The 23,923-nt window shown below is 59.3% G+C and carries 17 protein-coding genes; 11 read left to right on the top strand and 6 right to left on the bottom strand.

The window, feature by feature from the left end; genetic code table 11:
* Position 1 precedes the first annotated feature (1 nt).
* On the bottom strand, positions 2 to 1,600 hold the full coding sequence (locus tag NKJ88_RS01540; protein ID WP_352443452.1) for a GumC family protein: 1,599 nt from the start codon (positions 1,598 to 1,600) through the stop codon (positions 2 to 4).
* 218 nt (positions 1,601 to 1,818) lie between these two features.
* Complete coding sequence (locus NKJ88_RS01535; protein ID WP_210164146.1) at positions 1,819 to 3,174, bottom strand: VpsF family polysaccharide biosynthesis protein; 1,356 nt, start codon at positions 3,172 to 3,174, stop codon at positions 1,819 to 1,821.
* Between the two features lie 160 nt (positions 3,175 to 3,334).
* Here NKJ88_RS01535 and NKJ88_RS01530 point away from each other — a divergent pair, with 160 nt between their 5' ends.
* Positions 3,335 to 4,438, top strand: coding sequence for an acyltransferase family protein (locus tag NKJ88_RS01530; protein WP_352443451.1), 1,104 nt, complete (start codon positions 3,335 to 3,337; stop codon positions 4,436 to 4,438).
* A 42-nt stretch (positions 4,439 to 4,480) separates the two neighbouring features.
* Here NKJ88_RS01530 and NKJ88_RS01525 read toward each other — a convergent pair whose 3' ends face one another.
* Entirely contained in the window at positions 4,481 to 5,521 is a 1,041-nt protein-coding gene (locus tag NKJ88_RS01525) for a glucosamine inositolphosphorylceramide transferase family protein (RefSeq protein ID WP_023686303.1), read from the bottom strand.
* A 609-nt stretch (positions 5,522 to 6,130) separates the two neighbouring features.
* Here NKJ88_RS01525 and wecB point away from each other — a divergent pair.
* From wecB to NKJ88_RS01510, 3 genes are read left to right on the top strand one after another with little or no spacing between them, the layout of a single operon-like run.
* Complete coding sequence (gene wecB / locus NKJ88_RS01520; RefSeq protein ID WP_023737705.1) at positions 6,131 to 7,285, top strand: non-hydrolyzing UDP-N-acetylglucosamine 2-epimerase; 1,155 nt, start codon at positions 6,131 to 6,133, stop codon at positions 7,283 to 7,285.
* A complete protein-coding gene (gene wecC / locus NKJ88_RS01515; RefSeq protein WP_352443450.1) occupies positions 7,278 to 8,615 on the top strand; it encodes a UDP-N-acetyl-D-mannosamine dehydrogenase in 1,338 nt (445 codons plus the stop codon). Before wecB ends, wecC begins: the two co-directional genes overlap by 8 nt.
* Positions 8,612 to 9,415, top strand: a complete 804-nt coding sequence (locus tag NKJ88_RS01510; RefSeq protein ID WP_023725122.1) for a WecB/TagA/CpsF family glycosyltransferase — start codon at positions 8,612 to 8,614, stop codon at positions 9,413 to 9,415. The genes wecC and NKJ88_RS01510 overlap by 4 nt, the downstream gene beginning before the upstream one ends.
* A 40-nt stretch (positions 9,416 to 9,455) precedes the next feature.
* Here the strand turns inward: NKJ88_RS01510 and NKJ88_RS01505 are convergent, their stop codons facing one another.
* On the bottom strand, positions 9,456 to 10,895 hold the full coding sequence (locus tag NKJ88_RS01505) for a lipopolysaccharide biosynthesis protein (protein ID WP_352443449.1): 1,440 nt from the start codon (positions 10,893 to 10,895) through the stop codon (positions 9,456 to 9,458).
* Positions 10,896 to 11,063: 168 nt separating this feature from the next.
* Here NKJ88_RS01505 and NKJ88_RS01500 point away from each other — a divergent pair, with 168 nt between their 5' ends.
* Positions 11,064 to 12,182: a glycosyltransferase family 4 protein gene (locus tag NKJ88_RS01500; RefSeq protein ID WP_352443448.1), complete on the top strand. Its 1,119-nt coding sequence runs from the start codon at positions 11,064 to 11,066 to the stop codon at positions 12,180 to 12,182.
* Positions 12,183 to 12,200: 18 nt separating this feature from the next.
* On the opposite strand, the gene asnB is transcribed toward NKJ88_RS01500, so the two are convergent.
* Both asnB and NKJ88_RS01490 read right to left on the bottom strand, forming a co-directional pair.
* Positions 12,201 to 14,090 carry an asparagine synthase (glutamine-hydrolyzing) gene (gene asnB / locus NKJ88_RS01495; RefSeq protein WP_352443447.1) on the bottom strand — a complete coding sequence of 630 codons (1,890 nt, stop codon included), beginning with the start codon at positions 14,088 to 14,090 and terminating at the stop codon, positions 12,201 to 12,203.
* A 223-nt stretch (positions 14,091 to 14,313) separates the two neighbouring features.
* Positions 14,314 to 15,555 (bottom strand): glycoside hydrolase family 5 protein, encoded by a 1,242-nt coding sequence (locus NKJ88_RS01490; protein WP_352443446.1) that lies wholly within the window; start codon positions 15,553 to 15,555, stop codon positions 14,314 to 14,316.
* A 16-nt stretch (positions 15,556 to 15,571) separates the two neighbouring features.
* Here NKJ88_RS01490 and NKJ88_RS01485 point away from each other — a divergent pair, with 16 nt between their 5' ends.
* The 6 genes from NKJ88_RS01485 (at position 15,572) to NKJ88_RS01460 (ending at position 23,891) form a co-directional block, all read left to right on the top strand.
* Positions 15,572 to 17,578, top strand: a complete 2,007-nt coding sequence (locus NKJ88_RS01485; protein ID WP_352443445.1) for a heparinase II/III family protein — start codon at positions 15,572 to 15,574, stop codon at positions 17,576 to 17,578.
* Positions 17,579 to 17,781: 203 nt separating this feature from the next.
* The gene (locus tag NKJ88_RS01480) at positions 17,782 to 18,774 is read left to right on the top strand and encodes a sterol desaturase family protein (RefSeq protein WP_023691685.1); all 993 of its coding nucleotides are present in this window, start codon (positions 17,782 to 17,784) and stop codon (positions 18,772 to 18,774) included.
* Positions 18,771 to 19,925 (top strand): GNAT family N-acetyltransferase, encoded by a 1,155-nt coding sequence (locus tag NKJ88_RS01475; RefSeq protein WP_352443444.1) that lies wholly within the window; start codon positions 18,771 to 18,773, stop codon positions 19,923 to 19,925. Before NKJ88_RS01480 ends, NKJ88_RS01475 begins: the two co-directional genes overlap by 4 nt.
* Positions 19,926 to 20,680: 755 nt before the next feature.
* Positions 20,681 to 21,178, top strand: a complete 498-nt coding sequence (locus NKJ88_RS01470; protein WP_352443443.1) for a hypothetical protein — start codon at positions 20,681 to 20,683, stop codon at positions 21,176 to 21,178.
* 404 nt (positions 21,179 to 21,582) lie between these two features.
* Entirely contained in the window at positions 21,583 to 22,443 is an 861-nt protein-coding gene (locus NKJ88_RS01465; protein ID WP_352443442.1) for a hypothetical protein, read from the top strand.
* Positions 22,440 to 23,891 (top strand): SMODS domain-containing nucleotidyltransferase, encoded by a 1,452-nt coding sequence (locus tag NKJ88_RS01460; RefSeq protein ID WP_352443441.1) that lies wholly within the window; start codon positions 22,440 to 22,442, stop codon positions 23,889 to 23,891. The genes NKJ88_RS01465 and NKJ88_RS01460 overlap by 4 nt, the downstream gene beginning before the upstream one ends.
* Positions 23,892 to 23,923 lie beyond the last annotated feature (32 nt).

The following is a 23,923-nucleotide window of genomic DNA, read 5'->3' as shown; positions in this document are numbered from 1 at the left end:
TTCAGGCGCGGCTGGCAATGACGTCCGGGCGGTTCGGCGGAAGACGCATGTCGCGCACGATACCCAGGGTAATGGCGAGCAACATGCCAAGGATCATGCCGCCAATGGCCCCCAGGCCGATCATCACGACCGTGCGCGGGGGCCATGAACGGCCCTTTGGCGGCACTGCGGTGGAAATCACCTGCACATTGGTGCTGTCGATCTGTTCGCGCTCGGTTATCTGGCGTGCCCGCGACAGGAAGCTTTCATAGATAGCCGTCTTCGACGCGGCGTCACGTTCAAGTTCACGCAAGGCGACCTCGGAATCGCTATCCGAGAACACGTTGCCCTTCAAGTCATTCATCTTGGCATTGAGGGAGGCCGACGAGGTTTTGGCGGCATCGAGATTGACCTTCGCCAGGCGCAGGGTGCGCGCGTATTCGGCGCTGAGTTGCGCGCTGACCGTGTTGTACTCCGTCTTCAGCCTGACGATCGACGGATGACGGGGGCCAAAGGTCATCGACTGCGAATCGATCTGCTGGCGCAGGCCGTTGGCCGTTGCGCGCAGCGCCACAAGCGCCTCCGACGTGGCGGGACCGGAATTGGTGCCGTTTGCGCCGGCGGCAAGCAGGGCGTCGTAACTTGCCTGCGCGGCGATGACGCGCGATTGCGTCTCCACGATCTGGCCGTTGAGCTGGGTCATGGTTTGCGAGGAAACAAGCTGCCCATTGCTGGTGGCCAGATTGTGGCTGCGCCTATAGGCCTCGACCTTCTCTTCGGCCGCCTGCACATCGCTCTTGAGCTGGCCCAGCCGCCCGTCCAGCGCGGCCGCGGCACGGCTGGCGCCGGAAGCCTCGGCGCTGGCCAGCTCTTCCTGGAAAGTCTTGACGATATCCTGCGAAATCAGGATCGCCTTAGCGGTGGTTTCCGCCGATACCATCAAGGTCGTGACAAACGACTTTTCATCCGCGATGCTGCTAACCCGTTCCGCCAGGTTCTTCAGGGCGGTAAGCTTTGGGTCGGGTTTGGCGCCGTCCGTCCCTGTGCGGCTTCGGTCCGCGTCGAAGAACTCCGGGTCACTGGCCAGGTCAAGATCGTCTACAACACGTGAAAGCACGCTGCCCGAGGTCAAGATGCGCTCTTTGCTGCGCGCGCTGAGCAGCTGTCCATCGACCTGGGCCGATTGCGGGTAAAGATCATTCGGAACAACCTGAAGATTGGCGGGATTGATGAGGATGTCCGTGGTCACGGTGTAGCGCTGCTTGCTCAGCAGAGCGTAGGCACCGCCGATGATCCCGCCGGCGATTGCCAGCAGGCATACCAGAGCGAGGCCGGCGCGCAGCCAGACAAACAGACGCCCGAAATCGAGTTCGAGAAAGGTTCCGATCTTGTTGAGCGTCACCGTCGTGACGGGCTCGGCTACAGGCGGCGCCACGGGTGCAGGCGACACAGGGGCCGACGTTACAGGGGCCGACGTTACAGCGGGTGCCGCCGCATGTGCCATGATCGGCGCGGTTTGTTGCGGCTTTGGCCTGCTGGCGCGCCGCGCATTTTCGATCCGTTCATAGGGGCTAATGCCGGCGGCGGCCGCGGCTGGAGGAGGACCGGAAGCGGCGGACATCATGCTAACCCTTTAATATTCAATACGCACAGCCTGCTTTACGGAAACATCGTTAACATTTCATTTTCCAGGCGTGTCAGGCGCGTTCCGGAACAGCGATCTATCCACCCTTGGTCGGTATTCTGCCACGCCCGTCGTAGCCTGGCAAAGCGTGCAGGCGTTTCAAATGGAAATACAAGAGGTCGTCGCGAGGGCACCCGCAAGGAGCGGGCTTGGCGTCATGTCGCTGTTGATGCTGGTTGGCCTTGAAGGGGCGTGCCGAGGCGCCCATCCGGCTTTCGATAAGCGAGCAACAAGATGACGAGCAGCATGATATCCGGCGCCTTCGAAGAAAGGGCATTGTTTGACAATGCCGCGAGAATGGACGCGGCCGCTGCGATATGGGCGGCCCGAGGCGTATTGCGCAGGAGCTTGAAAAGGAACCGGAAGAAAGCAAACGCGAAGAGCAGGGCGATCGGCAGGCCGAACAAAAGCGTAAGAACGACCGGCGTGCTTTCGATGAAGGGGAGGTTGAGCTTTTCGTTGACGATCTTCAACAACTCGTTGGGATTCATGCCAAGCAGGATGTCCCTCCATTCAACGAACTTGAATACATCGTAGATCTTGACGCGCGCGTCGTAATTTTGATCAAAGAGCGTGTTGCTGAAGCGGTTCAGCAGCCCCGCCGAAAAGAGTATCGCAATCAGTATGGCGCCACCGGCCAGCGTCAGCATCAGCACCAGGAGTTTGGCCTGGCGTTGATGTCTGGGTGACAAGTCCGGCCAAGGCAGGAACACGAGCAGGAACAGGATCTCGCCGCAAGCGAGCAGCAGGGCGGTGCGCGCGCCCGAAGCGGCCGTGCCGATGAAGAGAATGAAGATGCAAAGCGCGCACACCCAGATACGCCACCGCGTCAATGCAACGAAACCTATGGCGGTGGTGCAAAGCGCGCCCAGCGCCAGCGGATGGGCCGACAGTCCGATCGGCCGAAAGTCCAGCTCAACGAGGGGATAGGGCAGGAATCGATGCTGGGTGACGGCCTCGATCGTTCCGATGATGGCGCTGAGGACGATCATGCCGACGATGACATTGCCAAGCGCCCTGCGCACATGGTCACCCAGGGCAAGCATGATCATCGCCGCGGCACAAGAGACCAGATAGGAATCGATTATGAAGCCGGCCGAGCCGGCACGGCCTATCACGAAGAGATAAGGCACCAGCCACAACAGCAGCAGCGAATATAACAATGTCGCCTTGAACAGCCTGACTTCATCGCCTTCGAGCCGAATTGGCCGGGTCGTGGCGATGACGACAAGCAGCAGAAAGATGGCATAGGTCCCGATATGCAGCTTTTCGGGAAACGACCCCCCCTCCGTCGAATAGGACATCACCATATTCATCAATTGCGGAGAGATGGTCGAGCGGAGCAGGAAAGCGAAGGCCGCGAGGAGAAAGAACAGGAGTGTGAGGGCGTCTTGGCGGCTGGCCTGCGCGGTCACGAACTGTTGCTCTGTGGGGGTGACACTCACGATTATCTGACCAGCGTTGCGGCTTGCGATTGAGATGGCAGGGGACGAACGCACCCCCGGGTACATTCTCCTGCAAGAACGTAAAGGAATATGGATAACCCGATCTTAACAGTGGCGATGCCCGGCATGGGCTATTTCATGAAGTCGGTAACCCACACTTAATTGGCCGGTCGTATTGATGGCGATGCTTTGCACGGCGCCCGACGCGCTGCCTGTGGACGGCACAATGGCATCAGGCGCCGGCAAAGCGCAGGAGATCAAGGTGAAGAAGTTCTATTCGATTCAGTATCTTCGCGCCTGCGCCGCCTTGCTGGTTCTGTTCGCACACGCCTTTTCCTATCAGATTGGCGTGGACAATCTGATTATTGTGACGGCGGGCCGCCTGGGCGTCGTTCTGTTCTTTGTCATCAGCGGTTTCATAATGGTCCATATTACGGGAGATGGTCCGTTTTCCGCTGCCACCTTCCTGAAACGCCGAGCAATCCGGATCATCCCCCTTTACTGGCTTTTCACCAGCCTCGCCGCGGTTCTGGCGGCGCTCGCGCCAAGTCTCTTCCAGAAGACCGTCTTTACGTGGCCCCACTATCTTCAGTCGCTCCTCTTCATTGTTCACGAAGCGCCTGGACGGGATAGCGCCAGTCCAATCCTCTCACTCGGCTGGACGCTCAATTACGAGGTATTTTTCTATATCGCTTTTGCGGTGTTCGCATTCCTGTCCGTGACCTCGCGCGTATTTGTGCTGACGGTCTTTTTCATTGCGATGTGGATAGCCGGGCTGTGGCTGGCTCCCACCAACCCTGTTATCCAGTTCTATCTCAACCCTTCTCCGGTGGCATTCGTCATCGGTATGTGGATAGGGCGGCGCTATTTGGACGGTGATTTCACTTCCGACATACGCCATGCTTGGATATTCGGCGTAATGACCGCTGCGGGCGGGGTGCTTTCATTCGTCGATGACGGTACGCCGCTCTTGGGTCAGATCAGCTTCGCGGGACAAGCAATGTGGGCGGCGGGCCTACTTCATCTCAGCCTCATTCTGGAGCCGAAACTCAAGCACTGGAGCCTTCTCGAGCAGTTGGGCGACGCTTCCTACGCGCTTTATCTGTCGCATATCTTCGTGATCGGCGCTGTGGCGTACCTGGCCAGACGCACCGTCGGATACGAGCATCCGACAACGGTATTGTTGGTGTCGGTGGTCAGCATCGTGGCAGCCTGCCTCGTCAGTGTGGTGATTTACGAGATGATCGAGAAGCCGATTCTTCAGACCCTGAACGGCAAAAGGAAGACGAGAAACACACCGCTTCCTCATATTGCCACGGAGAACAAATAAGCAGGCCAAGCAACGGGACGGTCACGGCTTTCAGCGCTTCAGTCAGCCCGCGCTGTCCACGACCTCGACATTGCCGGCGCGGTTAAGCGTATGAATGCCCGTGCGTGCCCATGCCGGACCCGCGCCGATCGGCCGGGGCGAGGCAAAACGGACATCGGACGCGTCGAGTCGCTCAAGCCGCATCAGCCCCAGACCACCGCCATAGGCCCTCGATCCGTTCTGCACCGGCAGCACCAGGGCATCGTCGTGGCGGATAAAGGCGCCGCCCGGCCGGGTGGCCGAATGATCGACGGCAATGGGATTGAGCGGATGGGCGACCCATGGCCCGCGCAGCGAGGGTGCGCAATAGACCGCCATCGTGTCCGACGCGCTGCCGTAGCCGAACCGCTCCGTTCCAACCAGCCAGAAGCGACCGTCGGATTCGAGCAGCGTCGCGTCGTTGAAATCCCTGTCCGCCATCAGCACCGTGTCGCGGACCCAGCGGTCGGGAAACTGCGCGGCGCGATAGAGCACAAGTTCGCGAGCCGAACCACTTTCGGGGATCATGAAAATCTCGCCATCGTGTGCGAACACCTGCGGATAAGACAGGTGGTGCGCTTCCTCCAATACAACCCTTGGAACACCGAAAGTGCCATCGTCACCGAGCTCGGCGACGGAAATCACGCCGCGACTCGTCGCGTAGGGGAATTCCTCGACAAACAGATGATGGCGGCGGTCGGCCTCGAAGACGAACGGGTCGGCATAGAAGCGTTGGCCATCGTCCGGCAGGACTGTGAACGGTTTGCCGTCGAGTTGCCCGGTTTCGGCGATGCCTGGTCCGTCGATCACCCGATAGGCAACCTGCCAATAGAAGGGGCGTCGTCCCCGCCTGATTTTTTGCACGGCGCGATCGATCAAAGCCCTGCCGAAAAAGGGCACATAGTGTCGAACAAAACTGTCGTTCTTCAGGATCGGCACCGGGTTGTCGCTTACCGGCACAAGCTTGCCCGCAAAGAAGCGGGCGACGGTTTGCATGATCAGCGACATGGCGCCGGCGAGCAGGTCGTTGCAGCTTCGAGATAGCCAGAGCCTGTCTGCCAGCATCGGTCTAGCCTGGGCCACGACAACGCCATCGAGGCGAGCGCCAAGTTCAGGCAATTGTCCGCTCGCCAACATTGCGGCAACGCCGGCTGGAAAGCTGTTGCGACCGCAAAATTCGAGCCTCAGGACTGGCGCGTCTTGCCCCGTTGCGCTGGCAGTGAGATCTATGACGAGGTCCGGAGGGCCGCGATCGATGGGCGGCAACGGCTCGGACCGGCCCGCCAGCGAGGGACCGAAACGCCGGCTCTCGATCGCCAAGACAGTGTCCAGCCCCCGAGCGGTTGGCGCCGGCGCCGGCGCGTGGCAACTCGAGACCACATAACCTGCCGCACCCAACCGCATGAAAAGCTCATTTTCCCAGCGCCGGGATGCGACGGCGTGGCCGATGATTAAAATATTAGTCAACCCAAGTTATTCTCGTTAAAGCAAAAAATGGCTTTGCTCTGGTATCTTTCCCCACAGTTCCTGGCAAGGGTTGCCCAAGGGGGGCTGCGGACTCTAGCGTTAATCATACGTTAATTTTTTTGAATACGAAGGCGGTTCAGGGCGCTATTGTTAGGCTGAAAGCACATGTCAGCCGGGCGCCCACGCTTTCGGTGACCAGGGTCAACCATGAACGCCGTTTCACATCCGAACTTGCCCTCAAGGCGAAAACTGCTGATCGTGTTCGGCACGAGGCCGGAGGCGCTCAAATGTTTTCCGGTGGCGCGGGCCGCGCTCGCCCATCCAGGCTTCACCACGGAAATATGTGTGACGGGCCAGCATCGCGAGATGGTCAATCAGGTCATCGAACTGACGGGCCTGCCGGTGCACTACGATCTCAACATCATGCAGCCAGGTCAGACGTTGTTCGACGTGACCTCGCGCGTGCTCCTCGGAATGGCGGGGGTGCTGGAGAAGGCGAAGCCGGACATCGTCATCGTCCAGGGCGACACAACCACCGCGATGACCGCGGCTCTAGCTGCCTTCTACAAGCGCATTCCGGTTGCCCATATCGAGGCGGGATTGCGCAGCCACAACATCAACTCTCCCTTTCCGGAGGAACTGAACCGCAAGATTGCCGGCAACATCGCCACCTGGCATTTTGCGCCGACCACCGAGGCGCGCGACAATCTCATCGCCGAAGGAAAGGCTGCGAACACCATCTTCGTAACCGGCAATACCGTGATCGACACGCTGCTGCATTTCTCCAGCGAGATCGATGCCGACAAGTTGATGAACGCCAAGCTCGCCGCTCGTTTCCCCTTCATCGATCCGACCAAGAAAATGATACTCGTCACCGGTCATCGCCGTGAGAATTTCGATGGCGGCATCCAGAGAATCTGCACCGCGCTGAAGGCATTGTCGGCGCGCAGGGATGTGCAGATCATCTACCCGGTCCATCCCAACCCGAATGTGCGCTCCGTGGTCGAGGCCGAAATCGGGACGGTGCCGAACATCCACCTGATCGACCCGCAGGACTATTTGCCGTTCCTGTACCTGCAGAAACAGAGCTACCTGGTGTTGACCGACAGCGGCGGCGTGCAGGAAGAGGCGCCTTCACTCGGCAAGCCGGTGCTGGTGATGCGGGAAAACACGGAGCGACCCGAAGGGATCGCCGCTGGTACTGCCCGGCTGGTCGGCACCGATATCGAAAAAATTCTGGCCAATGCCAATAGCCTGCTCGATGATGAGAGCGTCTATCGCGGCATGGCGGAGAGGCACAATCCATACGGCAATGGCCAAGCTGCGAGCCGGATCGTTGAGGAATTGCTGAATCATGGCTGAAATCAAAACCGTTTCTGTTATCGGCATGGGCTATATCGGCCTGCCGACCTGTGCCATTTTTGCCAGCCGCGGACTCGATGTCATCGGTGTCGATATCAACGAGGCGGTGGTCGCGAAGGTCAACCGCGGCGAAATCCACATCATCGAACCGGACCTGGATGGTTTGATCCAGAAAGTTGTCGCCAATGGCAAGCTCAAGGCATTCAGCACGCCTCAGCCGGCCGATGCCTATATTATCGCCGTTCCAACTCCGATCACCCCGGACCGCAAGCCGGATGTCAGCTACGTGCTTGCGGCAGCGCGAAGCATCGCTCCGGTGCTAAAACGGGACGACCTGGTGGTGCTGGAATCAACATCGCCGGTCGGTACGACGCGTGTCATGACAGCGCTGCTCGCGGAACTGCGACCCGATCTCAAATTTCCCGTTGCGCATGGCGAGGAAGCTGACGTCCTGGTCGCCTACTCTCCCGAGCGCGTGCTGCCGGGAAAGGTGCTGACCGAGCTGATCAACAATGATCGCTCGATCGGCGGACTGTCCCGAAAGTCTTCGGAGCGGACAGCGGCACTCTATTCAAGCTTCGTCGCCGGCGACCTGTTCATAACCCAGGCCGAAAGCGCGGAACTGGTTAAGCTGACTGAAAATGCGTTCCGCGATGTCAATATCGCCTTCGCCAATGAGCTTGCGGCGGTGTGCCAGGATCTGTCGCTCAACGTCTGGGAGGTAATCGATCTCGCCAACCGGCATCCTCGCGTGAACATCCTGCAGCCGAGCCCGGGCGTGGGCGGCCACTGCATTGCGATCGATCCGTATTTTATCATCGACGCCGCACCGAACAATACGCGGCTGATCAGTTCGGCACGGCGCATCAATTCCGAGCGACCCTTGTCGGTGGTCAGGGACATCGAGGCATTGCTCGACCCGACCCGCAAGCAGACGATCGCCTGTCTTGGCCTCAGCTTCAAACCCAATATCGACGATATGCGCGAGAGCCCGGCTGTCGAGGTTGTTAAGCTTCTGTCCAAGATTCCCAATATCAAGATCGTCGCTGCCGAGCCCAATGCGCGTCAGTTGCCACACGAGCTCGAGGGCAGCGGCGTCATGTTCACCGATGCACTTTCCGCTATTGACCAATCCGATATCGTCGTCCTGCTGGTCGACCATCGACAATTCAATCTGATCGATCCCGAAGCGCTCAAGGACAAGAAGCTCGTCGACACACGGGGCCTGTGGACCTGGCGCAAGGCGCGCAAGCCCGACGCCCGCATCGAAGGCAAGAAATCCGAAACGGAACGCTCGCAGTCTCTCGCTCGCACCGGAGAAGCGGCATGAACTCGCATGACCCGGCATGGGCGCAACACTCCCTATTGGCATCACGCCGCCGCGAGTTTCTCGGTGCGACCATCCATGCGCTGACCATGGCCGAGACGCTGGCCATCGCAGACGAGGCGATGGCGACGCGGCGACCGCTTCATCATGTTGTCGTGAACGTCGCCAAGCTTGTGAACATGCGCAAGAATGCCGAACTGCGCGAGGATGTCGTCGGGGCGGATATGGTCAATGTCGACGGCAAAGGCGTGCTTTGGGGCGCGCGGCTCTGCGGCGTCGAGTTGCCGGAGCGTGTGACCGGCGTCGACGTCATGATCAACCTGCTTGCGCTGTGCGCCAAGCGTGGCTATCGCCCCTACCTTCTGGGCGCTGAACAGCACATTCTCGACGCAGTTGAAAGCCGACTTGCCAGAGATCATCCGAGCCTGGCCATTGCCGGCCGGCGCAATGGGTATTTCAAGGCGGAGGAAGAGGCCGCGATCGTCGAGGCCATCAACGCTTCAGGTGCCGACTGCCTGTTTGTGGCGATGCCGACGCCGAGCAAGGAGCGCTTTCTCAAGCGCTATCGCGACGTACTCGCTCCGAGCTTCGTCATGGGCGTGGGCGGCAGCTTCGACGTCTATGGTGGAAAGGTCGCCCGGGCACCGAAACTGGTTCAGGCGGCGGGCTTGGAGTGGCTGTTTCGCGTGGCACAGGAGCCGCGACGCTTGTGGCGCCGCTACTACGATACCAACACCGCCTATGCACTGCTGCTGTGGCGTGAGTTCTGGTCTCGCCGGGGACGCCGAAACGTCAATCCGTAGGCTCGCGACTTTCAGACAAGCATGCCTCATTGCGCGGGATTTATGCGATCCGGAGCCGTGCCCTTAGCTTGCCGATGAACTGCGTCACGGCCGCGGGGTGAAACAACCAGGTCAGTCCCAGGAAAGCCGCAGCGCCGGCGACACCGCCCGCCGCGAGCGGAAAGATCGCCGGCATATTGCCCAGCGCAGTGCTGGCAAGGCTGGCGGCCAGTCCGGTGCAGATAGAAATGATGACCGAGACAGCGATGTCGCGCCAGGGCACCGGCACCGGCGTGAGCCTCTCGGCGATGACGATGCAGGCTGCAAGACCTGCCAGCGATCCGCCCGCCAACGCCAACGCCGCGCCAACCTCCGCCATGGTGGGAATCAACAGAAAAGACAGTGAAATCGTTGCCACCGAGCCGAAGGAATTGGCGATGATCAGCAACCACGGCCGCTTATGTGCGTGCACCACGACGCCATAAACGAAGCTTGTGAGATTGGCACAAAGAACGCTGAAGGCGATGATCGGGAACAGCAGGCCGAAGCGACCATGATATTCCGCGGGCAGCAGGAGTCGCGTGATGTCGCCGCTGAGCGCGATAAGCATTGCTGCGACCGGCAGGCAAAGGCGTATCATCAAGGCCATGAGTTGCGACAACAACCGCCCGGACGCCTCGGATCCCTCTTCGTCGAAGCGGCTGATCACTTCTGGAAATGCGCCCATGTTGATTGCGTTGGCGACCATATCGATCGGCTGCCGAGCCAATGCGTAGGCGGCTGCGAAGACGGCCACCGCGCCGGCATCGTAGTAGAGCTTGAGGAAGACGCGTTCAGCGCTGTTGAGACCGAAACCGACCAGCGCCATGATGACCAGGGGCACGCCGAGGGCAAAAAACTCCTTGTGGGTGAAGCGCGGCGGGCCGCCAATAACGCGCCCGGATGCCACCACGCACGCCACGATGCCGGCAATCAGCACGGCGAGGCTCGAGCCGAGCGATACCGTCAGAAACGAGCGTTGGAAGATAAGGATGGCGGCGATCGGCAAGGCGAGTTGCAGCAGGCCGCGCAGATATTCAAGCATCGAATAGAGGGAATGACGCTGCTGCATTTGCAGCACCGTCAACGCGAACCGGCTGATGGAGCCAGCAATCAGATAGCTGCAGACGGCGATTGCAAATTCGATCCAGCGCTCCGGCACGATCACCGCCGAGGCGATCACGGATATGATCAGGGCCAGCACCGTGGTGACAAGTAATACCTGTCCGGCAAGCATCAGGCTGCCACGGCTGACGTCGCCTTTTCCGCCAAGCCGCAGCAAGGCAATGCGCAGCCAGTTGGTAACGGCAACATCCGTCATTTCGCCCACGGTGACCACCAGGGTCAGCAGGCCATACTCGGTCTGGTCGATCAGCCGCGTCATGACGACCAGCAGGAGCAGAGCGGAAACCCGCGTCAGCAGAATAGCTGGGCCATAGATGAGTGTGGAACGGAGCAGCAAAGGGTTGTTCCCGGAAAATTTGCCGTCGATTAATCGTTGACCGACGGGAATTCCAGCATGATGACGGCAAAGGGTGAACGGATACAGTTTGAACCAAAAGATTTGTCGTAAATCTTTTTTGGAACCTTTGCTTTACGGTCACCCGGCATCCGCAATCCAAATGGTGTCATGTTGCAGCGTCTCGCCCACAATAGAAAAATACATGTCCTGGTCGCAACGCCCTCGGGCGTTTCGGGACAAGGCGGCATCGACCGGATCATGGGGGCGCTGAAGCAGGAGTTCGAACGGCAAGAGATCGCCGACATCGATCTGCGCTTGCTTTCCAGCCGTGGCCCGGGACATGTCGGGCTTTCGATCTTCTACATGCTTGGTTTTTGCGCGCGGATGCTTGCGGCCCGCCTCGACAGACGCGCCGACGTCATTCACATCAATATATCGGTCTCCGGCAGCACCTATCGCAAGATGATGATCGCCGCCTGCGCCAGGCTGTTGTCGATACCATATGTCCTTCATCTGCATGGGGCGCAGTATCAGACATTCTGGAAAGATGATCATAGTTTCATGAGCCGCCGTATCAGGGCTCTGTTCGAGCATGCCGGCCGGGTGATTGTCCTGGGGGGGCTTTGGCGCGATTTCGTCGCCAGCCGGGCACCGGCGAACGACGGCAATATTGTCATCGTTCCCAACGCCACGGCAGTTCCTTCCCTGGCGCATGTCGGCGGAGGCGATCACGTGCACATCCTGTTCCTCGGCCGCATCGGCGAGCGAAAGGGCGTGCCGCAGTTGGGCGAGGCGCTGGAGCGGATGAAACATCTCAGGGGTTGGCGTGCCACGATCGCCGGCGATGGTGAGGTCGAGCCGGCACGAGCGAGGTCGGTCGCTCTAGGGATTGCCGACCGTATTGCTTTTCCGGGCTGGGTGGGACCTGACGAGGTCGCATCACTGATCGCTTCGGCCGATATTCTGGTGCTCCCCTCGTTCGCCGAAAATCTGCCAATGTCGGTGATCGAAGGCATGGCGGCCGGCCTGGCTGTCGTGGCCACCCCGGTTGGCGCGGTCGAGGACATCATCACCCACGAACAATCCGGTCTGTTGGTGCCGCCCGGCGATGTGGCGGCGTTGACCGAGGCGTTAACTCGGCTGGTCGAGGATACGGCGCTGCGCGCGCGGCTTGGCGCCGCCGCCATGGCGGTGCACCGGGAAAGGCTTGAGCTTGCACCGTTTGTCGACGCGATCTGCGATGTCTGGAGATCGGTCGCGTCCGAGGCGCGATCGGTCAAGCGCTGACGCTGTCCTTCATTGTCGTCACTGCGGCGGGCCAAGCGCGAATTCGCGGTGGAATATCTCCAGGTTCAAAAGCGCCCATATCAGTTTTTCGTGGTCCGCGGCGCGCTCGGCGTGCTCCGTGACAATCTGGTCCAGCTTCTTGGCGCTCAAATAGCTACGGATGACCGAATGGGACGAACACAGATGGTCTCGTACATAATCGCTCATCGACCCGCGGAACCATTCGGCGACGGGCACCTTGAAGCCGATCTTTGGCCGGTTGAGGGCCTCGTCGGGAACCATGCCGGCCATGCAGTCGCGCAGGATCTGTTTGCTGCCCAGGAGACCGAGCCTGTAACGATCGGGCAGCTGGCTGACGAAGGAAACCAGATCGCGATCAAGGAATGGCATTCGCCCCTCGATTGAACCGGCCATCATCATCCGGTCGCCCCGTTCCAAGAGGTTGTCGGGCAACCACGATGTCTGATCAAAAAACAACACACGGCGCAGATGGGATTCCGTCACACTCGAAGAGAACGGGAAATCGTTGCGGTCATGGCCGCAAGTGGCCAACCCACCGAGGAGCGAATCGCGTTCCCGCGCCGTCATGGCTCCAAACCAGGAGATCATCCGGGTTGCAAAGTCCCGTTCACCCGCGCTTCGGGCAAATATGTCGAACTTGGCCGATGCGCCGGGCAATGCGCGCATCAAAGGGGCGAGGAGATTGTTGTGAAGCGACGCTGGAACAAGTGACCGGTAGACACCCGCCAGAGACTCTGCGCGATGTTTGGGGTAGCCGCCGAGAATCTCGTCCGCCCCTTCGCCCGTAAGCACCATCTTGACGTCCCGCGAGGCTCGAACCGACATCAGGTAAATTGGAATGTCCGTACTTTGTGAAACAGGTGCCCCCCGATGGCGGACCATCTTAGGCAGATGATTCATCAGGTCATCCGCCTGGATGACGATTTCGCAATGATCGGTCTTGAAATGATCGGCGACGCGCCGGGCGAATGGAAGCTCGCTGTAAGCCTGTTCGCTGAAACCGACCGAAAACGTACGAATCGGGTTGTCGCTGTGCCTGGTCATCAGGGCAACGATTGCCGACGAGTCGAGCCCTCCGGATAGAAAGGCGCCAAACGGCGCATCACTGCGCATCCTGATCTCGACAGAACGGTCGAGCAATTCCAGAAATCGTCGCTTGGCGGTTCCTGGATCGATATCCGCTGTCAGATCGGTCTGATCCGGGGGCGCATAATAGCGCGTTTCCGTTACTTCCCCTTGCGACCACACAGCGTAGCTTCCCGGGTTGAGCTTACGGATCTGTTTGAAAAGCGTCCGCGGTCCAGGCACGTAACGCCAGGTCAGATACTCGCGCACTCCATCCAGATCGAGCTGCTGGCCATCTGGCTGCGCAGACAACAACGCGCTGATCTCCGAGGCAAACGACAGCAAATTTCTGCCTTGCATGAGGTAAAGGGGTTTTTTTCCAAAGGGGTCGCGAGCGAGGATCAATTCGCGCCGTTGAGCGTCCCACAGCGCAAAAGCGAACATCCCGCTCAATCGGTCGAACATGGCCAGGCGCCACTGGTCATAAGCCCTGAGCAGCACTTCCGTGTCGGAGCGTGTGCGAAAACGGTGACCGAGACCGATCAACTCCTCACGCAGCTCGATGTAGTTGTATATTTCGCCGTTGAAAATAATCCGGAGCCGTCCGTCCTCGGTCTGCATCGGCTGATTTGAATCGGCGTTTAAGTCAATAATCGCCAGGCGGCGATGCACCAATGCCAACTGGTCCTCGCCTGTATTCAGGTCCAAGAGTTCGATGCCTTCGGCATCGGGACCACGATGCTGCAAGGCATTCGACATCCCGACGGCCCGATCTTGTGGCTTCTCGACCCTGCGCCCAATCCAGCCGGCAATTCCGCACATTCTTTCCCTTGGCCCTCTTTCCCTTGTTTGCGTATGATCGAGGACACCAATCTACAGCGAATATATTAAATAGCTGCTCGGTGGAGTGATTTTAAAACTGAGCCTGATTTGGTTCGATCAGGCCCTCTCGGCTGCAACTGGAGACGACAGTCCTTGGGTTTCCACGCGATTGATCGCCAGCAACCAGGCAGACCGCTCGAACCGATCCTGACCCGATGACGAGTTATCGCAGGCCTAGTGCCCGCAACATCTCCCGGTCCGGGTTCGCAGGCCCCTTGGGTTGGATAACACTCATTCCGTAAGGATTGGAGAATTCCCAGGCCGACCACGGCATCGCGAAACGTTCCGCCTCTCTGCGCACTGCCATGAGATAGCGCAGGCGATCAGCATCGAAAGCTCCCATGCGGCCATCCGCAGACATCACGATAACGCCGAATTCGCCCACGAACAGGCGTCGGCTCGCTATGCCATGGGCTTCAGCCCAGTCGACCGCCTGACGGAAACCCGCTTCGAGCTGGCTCTGCCCCCAATTCTGCTCAAAGTATCGGGCGATCGTTTCACGCGCCGAGGCCATGTTCATCACCTCTTCGATCTGGCTCAAGCCGGCGGCGTCCATCTGCGCCTTGAGGGTTTCGGCGACCACTTCGGGCGTGCTGGCGTCGGCAGGCCAGGGAAGGCCGGAGGAGAAAGCGTTCTTGTCATCGGCCCGCTGGTGCGTGAAGCTGTGCGGATCATACATGTGGAAGCTGTAATAGACGTTGGGGTCGTCGAAGTTGGGGTCCAGGTTGACCAGTCCGGCGGTGCTCCCGCCGCAGGCGCCGGTCGCGACGATGGTGAGTTCGCTGCTGACGCCGCGAATATCGCGAACCGTGCCTGCCATGATCCGCTGCCAGTCATCGCTGCCGCTTGAATCGCAAGGGTAGTAGGCGGGCTCGTTATAGGGCTCGAGGGCGACCTTGTCGGCGCCAATTTTGATCAGCATGGCAGCCACCGCCACTACCATTTTGCGATAGCGGGCAACACCCTCGCTGTCGGCCCCGCCATAGATCATTTCCATGCTGTAAGCCGGAACCTGGCTGACGCCATGCAGATCGAAAACCACCTTGAGCCCGCTTGAAACGACCCGCTGCACCGCAGCGGCAAGCATGTCCAGCGCCTGTTGTCGTTTGGCGCCCTCGCTGGCAAGCAGAGGGCCAGGGTCGACACTCAGCCGGACAAAGTCGAAGCCCATGGATCGAATGCGATCAAACTGGTCGCCGTCCGGCCAATCGGTGAGCGGCCTGCCGCCCGCAAGCCATTCCTTCTCGCTGCGATAGGGCGGCCATTTGTAGGAACCATCTTTCTCCACCGGCGACCAGTTGAGCCATTCATGGACGCCGACGCCGCGCTCAAGCGGGATCGGCGCCGCCTCGGCTGACATAGCCATGCCAAGCGCGCACGCTATGACGTAGACAACTTTTCTCATCGCAAAACTCCGCGTCATGGCCGAAGATATTAACCGCGGGAACGGAAAAGAGGATGCCGCCACACGCTTTTTCGACGGGATGGTGTATGAGGATCAAAATCTTGGCGGAGCGCGGATGAGGGTCGGGTGGTATTTCAACCGATTGCGCAGCATGGAGTTGGCCGAGATATTGCATCGGTTGGACGAGCAGCGCCGGAGGACCGTTTCGCGCCGCCGCGACAACGGCTGGCAGCGCTATGCGTCGCCGCAGTTGCACCCGGTGCTGCACGGATTGCGGAATGCTGTGCCGGCCGCTGCGACACCAGCCCAGCGGCAAGCTATCGAGGCGGCTGCGCAAAACACTCTTCGGGGCCAGTTTTCAGCCCTTGGGCAGACCTGGCCACAGCGAGACCCCTATACTCTCTTTCCCCCCGAGCTCTGGCGTCTTGATCCGGTGACCGGCCGGCTTTGGCCGGGCCCCGAGACCCATACTTTCGATATCGATTTTCGCCATGCCACCGACCGTGGCGATGTAAAATATGTCTGGGAAATGAACCGGCTGCAGCAACTGCCGCCACTGGCTGCCCATCTGCTCCTCGCCGGCGACGATCAATCCCGTGCGGCCATCGAGGCGGCGATCGAGAGCTGGCATTTCGCCAACCCACCATTTCGGGGCGTTGGCTGGGCCTCGGGCATCGAGGTCGCGCTACGAGCCATCAGCCTGATTGTCACGCTCGACCTCGTCGGCGACCGGCTTGGCGCGGCGACACGAGAAAAAGTCGGTGAAATACTGGCGGCAAGCGCCTATTGGCTGCCGCGGTTTCCCTCCCGTTTTTCGTCCGCCAACAACCATCTCGTCGCGGAACTGGCTGGCGAATATCTGATCGGTCTGGCTTTCGGGGCCGAGGTGGCTCGCGAGTCGCTCCTGGCTGAGGTGCTCAAACAGATCCTGGCCGATGGCGCCGGGGCCGAGCAGACCCCGACCTACGCCGCCTTCAGTGCCGAGCTTTTCCTGCTGTGCGCTGCGGCGGCGCGCCAGGCCGGACTGCCTTTTCCCCAGCCCGTCGAAGCGCGTTTGGCCGCTTTCGCCAATTTCGCACGCTGGCTCCCGCCGAAAGCCAGCGGCTTCGGCGACAATGATGAAGGCCGCGTGATCACGCTGGGGGGCGAAACCGATTATGTCGGATCGGTCGCGGCCGCCATCCATGGTTTTCTACGGATGCCGGGCAGGGCACCGGAGCCCGGCGATTTTCGCGCGCTTTTCTTCGGCGCGCCACCGCGGCCGGCGCCGGTGCCGGATGGATTGCATACGTTCACGCAAGGCGGGCTCTCCGTCTGGCGCGGCGAGATGAATGGTCGCAACGTCCATCTGACATACGACCACGGCCCGCTGGGCTACCTTTCGATAGCGGCGCACGGTCATGCCGACGCGCTGTCGCTCACCCTGTGCATTGACGGCGATCCGGTGCTGGTCGACCCCGGCACATGGCTCTATGGTTCGGGGGGAGGCTGGCGCGACTGGTTCCGCTCGACGCCGGCGCACAACACGCTGAACCTAGAGGGTAAAAGCCAAAGCATCATCTCCGGGGCGTTCAACTGGTCGCACAAGGCGGTTGCGACATTGGTGGAGAGCGAGCCGGGGCCGCACTGGAGGCTGTGTGCCCGACATGACGGGTACAAAGGCCGCTTCGGCGTTGTGCATCAACGCGCCGTGACACGCGATGGCGACGGCATCCTCGTGACCGACCAACTGCTCGGCGGCAGCCGCGTCGCTGAGATCGTCTTCCAACTCGCCGCCGACCTCCACGCCAACAGGGATGGAAACATTGTCACGATATTGCGCGGCGCTGAACCTTTGATGACTATCCACTTTCCAGACGCAGCGATCGACATCCGTTCCGGCGGCGACACACCGGGCCAAGGCGGCTGGGTTTCGCCGCGTTTTGGTGCAAGGCAGCCAGCCGAACGCCTCGCATGGCGTGGCCAAGTAGGCGAAAAGGGAGTAGTCATCCGGCTCGCGCCAAGTCCGCCGCAGACCCGATAACGGGCAGGTTGCAGGCGCAGCGTTCGACATTAATTACGTTCAGATATTTAGCGGTTTTGACACCGTTGATCTGCTAATTTGGCCATGATTGTTCTGCCAGTCGCATCCCGATACACAGTTGCGGGCAGCATATGATGGGCCTGGCAATATGTGCTTCGCGACGAGCCGGATCACCATTTCACCACCTAGGAGCCACTGCATCGATGTTTTCGGAATTCGCCAGAGTGATCGTGGAAAAACTCTCACACATCAATCTGCTGACACTCGGTCTCCTGTTGCTCACGGCGCTGGGGAGCGCGGTGGTCGCCTACTGGCGAACGGTCGAACAGAAATCCTTCCGGGACTTTTTCGACTTCGCCTTTCCCGCGGAAGTCATCATGCACCCATCGGCGCGAGCGGACGCATTGTTCTGGATCACGAAAAGGCTGGTGATGCCCTTCCTGCTCATTCCCGCCGGTGTCACCTTCGTTGCCGCCACGGGATATGCAACAAACCAGGCAGTCGGCTGGCTCTTCAGCATCTCGCAACCGCTGATACCCGGCCCCGCCGGCCCAGTGACGATCATCCTCTTCACCGCAACCATGCTCGTTGCTTACGATATCTCCTACTACCTATATCACGTTGCCCAGCACCGTTTTCCGTTCCTGTGGGAATTGCACAAGGTGCATCATTCGGCCGAAGTGATGGTTGGGATCACCAAGGACCGGGTTCACCCCCTGGACGATCTGATGAACCGGATCTGGGACGGCGTCATACCGGGGATCAGTTTCGGCTTGTGGAGCCTGATTGCGCTTAATCCGGTCGAGATCGCCATATTTGGCATCAACGTCTATGTCATTCGCAACATTCTCATGATGGACTTTGTTCGCCACACGCATCTGAAGATTTCCTTCGGCCGGTTGAACGGCGTCATCTTGTGTCCGCACTGGCACCAGGTGCATCACAGTGTCGACCCTCGCCACTACGACAAGAATTTCGGGCTGCTTTTTTCATTCTGGGATCGCATATTCGGAACGCAGTTCATCCCGGATCCGGACGAAGACCTCAAGTTTGGACTGATAGATCGCGACGTACGCGACTATCAGTCGCTTTTTGGACTTTACGTGCTGCCGCTCAAGAAAATGGCAAACCATATCGTGCGACTTTTTCAAAAGCGCATCGATGTCGCGCGGCCGCAGGACCGTCTCCAACCATGAACAAAATGGCTTCGATTGACGCTGTTCGTGCGGAGCGACTGGAAATCGTCAGTTCGACGGATCGCCTGGCCGCCATCGAAACCGAATGGGTAGACCTATGGCATCGTACCGATGCACTGATCTTTCAGAGCCATGCCTGGGTTTCGGCATGGTGGAGCACCGTGCGCGACCGCGACCGGCGCTCGCTGCGGATCGGCCTGGTATGGAGCGATGACAGGCTGGTCGCTGTCATTCCCCTGGCGATCGGCAGACGAAAAGGACTTCGGCTCCTCGAATGGGCCGCCAATAGCTATACGGACTATGGTGATATTCTTGTCGCGCCGGAATGCTCCCTATCGGCCCTCCAGAACCTCTGGAACCGGATCTGTTCGGCGGGTGGCTTCGATCTTGCTTTTATCAATCGTCTGTCGCCGGATGCGGCAGCCCGCAGGATTTTTACACCGGGCTCTTCCAGCGGCGTCAAGCTTCGCGCCAATCACCGGGAGGAAGTCAGTTATCGCGTCGCTGGACAGTGGGCCAGCGGAGCAGCATGGCTGGCGGACCAGCCGAAAAAGATGCGCCAGAACTATCGGCGCGGCATCAAGATACTGGAAGAAACAGGCGAAGTGAAATTCCGCCTCCTGTCGGCCGACGAGCCGCTGCAGCGATTGCTGGAGCGACTGTCGGCGCTGAAGCGCAGATGGCTGGAAAAGCACACGCGTGAATCCGACCTTTTCGAAGAGGGCGAGCCGGTTCTTGCCGCCCTGGTGGACGCGCTGTCACGCGCCGGTGTGCTGCGCATTTTCGTACTTGAATGCAATGGTGCGATGGTCGCGGTTTCCATCAACATCGTCCAGCACAACGTCATGATGGCATTCGTTACCACCTACGACCCTGATTTTAGCCGAGCGTCGCCGGGTGCGGTCCTGATTACGGAGTATATACAGTGGTCGTTTGATCACGGCTTGGGATTGGTCGATTTCCTCTGTGGCGGAGAGGCCTTCAAACATAGGTTTGCAACACAGGCCGTTACCCTCCAATCCGTTCTTGGGGCACGCACTGTGCAGGGCGCGCTCGCTTCTCTCGCTGATCGTATCTGTCAGACGATCCGCGTACGCACACGCGGATTGGCGTCGGCGAATCCAGAGCGCCCGCCCGATGAGACTGCTTAATTTAGCTGGATAACTCGGGCATAAGCCGCCGAGCGTTGAGGGCTTGGCGTGCGACATGGGCGCGCCATTCGAAAATCCGCGTCTATTGCGCCTCGGAATCGGGACCGAATGTGGTCCGCAGGTGGAGGCTTCAGCCAATTCTCGCAAATCACGTCTCTCGAGGCGCAGTTTGTCGTCTGCGAAGCGTCGCAACACGTTCGTTGGCGTCACAACGGTAGCAGGCTAGGTCCTGAAAATCATTGAAGATTTTTTCGGACAGGGCGCCTACCATAGGTCCGCGTTTTACTGTGATTCAACACTTTAGGTAGGCTGGTAGCGGGAGACCGCTACATCGCGAGACCCACCATCGAAGAGGCGTTCTTTTGCTACCGCCGGTACGCGGCGTGACAGCAGGTCGGTGTCTCGTCCGTCTACGCCAACTCCAACAATGTCGCCAACCGGCACGCCGATGACGAACACGCCCAGGGAGTCGCGGTCGCTAGGGTAGGCATGCCCACTGCGGGCGCCGCGGGGTGCATCAGGTGCCCCGATTAGTCGTAGATGCGGCCGTCGAGGAGAAGCTCGCGTTGCGCACGCGTGCGCCTGAGGGACAGGACGTCGACTGTTTCGACCTCGGCGATCCATGCGGCTTAGTGGGCCGCAACGAGGGGCTAGAAGCGGCGGAATGAGAGGAGAAACGGTGAGGTTTCGGCCGCGCCCTCTTGCCCTCGTCACGAATAGGAACAGGATGCACGCCTCTGGCCTGGGAGAGTTCGATGAAAGTGGACCTGAAAACAATCTTGGACGATGCTCGAGCTCGCGATACCGCACTGATCAACCTAATCATTTTTACAGACCGGCAAGCTATGGCGTTGTTTCGGGTGTACGTTACCGTAGGAGTAGCCACGGCAGTCGCTGCAGCATCCGGGCTTCTCGGTGTAGATCCGTTGTTACATTTTGCGGGGCCCTCGACCGCTGCCATAGCGCTCGTGCTCGCTATGGCATGCTGGTTCTGCCTGCGGGCCATGGTTCCATCAGACATGGGACTACCTGGGCGGGCAGCGGAATTTTGGCAATGGACCACTGATGAGTTGGTGAGTGAGGAGCTCGTGCTTCGCACCTATCTTCAGCAAACTAAGGCTGTGCAGGACATGAACCGAGCCACGAACAAACGGGGCGCGAGTGCGCTTTCGTGGGCAAAAAGACTAGGCATCGCTGCGCCAATCGCCGGAATCGCGATTGGCGCTATTCGTATGATCCTCAGCGGTATTTGAGAGGTTCCGTTTCACTCTTTTTCCCGCCCCAATCTGGCGGCGGGGGAGGCGGTTCCCGCGGCGGCGGCGGCGGCGAGTCCTTCTTGTCTTCGGTCATGTCCTTCTCCCCTTAATGCGCGACGATGCGCGCAGACTGTCGAAGAGTCGAGTCGGGTTGGCCCGTTTGCTCGAATTGTGGAATCTCGAGCCCTGCGCCGCTTAAAGTATGTCGAAAGGCAGTCAGGCGCCGGCTGGTCGAGGATTGCCGCGTGGGACTCGGTGGCCGCGATCGGGCTCAAAATGGCTGGCTTGCCCTAAAAGGTTAGTAGAATCTCACCGGCATAGCGTTCGCGCCCCGACTCATGATCTACTATTCCGTTCGGCGCTGCCAGTGGGCTGCGCAATAATGTCGTTCGGAGGGTACGTTGTCTATTAAGCCCGAAACATTGGTTGGTTACCAACGTGCCGAGTTCGCGAAATCCGCGAAACGAAGAGTTGTACTCTTCATTCTCCAGCTTGCGGTCGCCATTCCGGCCGCAGCTTCCGTCTTGGTGACTGACGATCTTTGGATATACGTGCTGGCGATTGCCAGCGCTTTGCTGCTTGTTCTCTGGTGGGTAGCTTTCGTCATCTATCAACGCGCCAGAACTGCAGCACAAACAGCACGCCGTGCAGCCCTTTTGATTGGAGGTCTTGGAGGTGACCTCTCCCCTGGTGCGACGCTGGCTTTCAGGCGAGCGATGACGGTCAGTGAAGAGACAGCCAAGACCTACGAAAAGGGCGACTATTATGGAAGTCAGTACCCCGTCGGTTCAGCCCGACTTGGGGAAATGATAGAGGAATCGGCGTTCTACAGCGCGCACATGCAGCGAATGAGTTCGTTCGCGATGCTTGGCATTTTGATCATATTTGCAATCGCATTTGCTGCAATAGCATTCGCTGCCCTGCCATTTATCAGCCACGCGACGACGTTGACGATCTTGCGAGTATTCTTGGCACTTTTGGTGTTCGCTATGTCGTCCGATGTGCTGGGGGCTTTCTTAAGCCACCGCGCCGCAGCGAGAGACATTGAGACGGTGCGGATGCGCCTGCAACTTGCCCGCCAAAATGGTTTTCCGCCGACTGACGTCCTTCTATTGATGGGTGAATACAATGTTGCCGTTGAGACCGCTCCGGAAAGTGTGCCCTTCGCCTACGAGTTTTCCGAGGTACGTCTAAATCGTCTCTGGGCCGAGTACATGGCGAATCTTCGCCAAATTGCGCAGAACGCGCCGGCCGCTGCATGAAGCACGTCGACCTTTTCAAAGATTTCCTCAAAGATGAGGTCAATCTCAATTCGACGCGCGTCGACAGCCTTGAGACGAGTATCGATGCCATCAAGAGTTTTGTCAGGGCAAGCGACTGGGAACCGAAGATCATCAGATGGGTCGGGCAGGGATCTTGGGCTCACAAAACGATCATCAAGCCTGTCGACGCAGGGGAGTTCGACGCCGACCTGCTGGTGATGGTGGCGCCGGTACAGGGCTGGGAGACGACGAAATATATCGACGAGTTGTATCGGGAATTCAAATCGAGCTCGACTTATGGCGAGAAGGTGAGACGCTGGTCTCACTGCGTCACAATCACGTACGCGAATGACAAGAAGATTGATGTCGCACCATGCGTGCTCGGCCGCGCCTATGCGGGCAGTATCGAAGTTTGCAACAGGGACACCGGCGAGTTCGAGAACTCAGCACCGGAAGCGTACACTTCATGGCTAATTCAGCGAAATTCCTGGTCGGGGAGCAATAGCTTCCGAAAGGTCACGCGTCTGATCAAATATCTGCGCGATATCAAAAGCACCTTCAAATGCACATCAATTATGTTGACCACTCTGCTCGGCGAGCGCATTTCCGCGCTTGACCAGAACTCGACGCACGTCGCAGACACGCCTACGGCGTTGAAGACGATTTTTGGCCGCCTGGACGATTGGCTTCAAGCCCGCGAGGTCAAGCCGGCGGTGAACAATCCGTGCCTACATGGCGAAGATTTTGCTGCCGATCTCACGGACGATCAGTACGACAATTTGCGAAACGTCATCCACCGATACAGGGGTTGGATCGATGATGCATTCGACGAGACCGATCGAAGTGAAAGTATCGGCAAGTGGCGGCGGGTTTTCGGCGAGCAATTCGCGAAGGATGAGGTTCTCGAGGAGGCGGTAGAGGTCGGGAAATCGGCCATCGCTACCGCGCGCCAAGTGTTTGGGGTGCTCTCAGACACTTCCGGCGATATGATTGCGCTCCTTCAACGCTTCGGACCAATAATTGTCCCGAAGAGCATCAGGCGCTTGCCTCATATGGTCAGACCGATATGGCAAGTCGCCGACACCCCGTCTATGTCCGTGACGATCAAGGCAGAGCTATATGTATCCGAAGGGTACAACAAGTTGGGAGACGTAGCCGCTCTGGACGTGCTGCCGGCAGGCCGCTGGATTCAGTTTCGAGCCACGACGTCTAATGGACTGCCATTGATTGGCGAAGAGTATGATGTGCAGTGGAGGATCACAAATACTGACCGGGTCGCCAAGGCTCACAATGCGATGCGGGGAGATTTCTACCGCTCAAGCACCCGCGGGGACCGATGGGAAAAACTGCAATACCGTGGCGTTCACGTGGCTGAAGCGTTCGTCGTCCGGAAACGTGGAAACGTCCTGATTGGGAAGAGCGAACCCTTTCTTGTTGCTATCGCATAGGCTCGCCGGGGTCGGCGAAGATGCGAACTACG

It is taken from the genome of Mesorhizobium sp. M0016 (assembly GCF_040324035.1).
Classification (GTDB): domain Bacteria; phylum Pseudomonadota; class Alphaproteobacteria; order Rhizobiales; family Rhizobiaceae; genus Mesorhizobium.
Note: the sequence above shows the minus strand (reverse complement) of the source record. Positions and strands in the feature narration are given on the sequence as shown.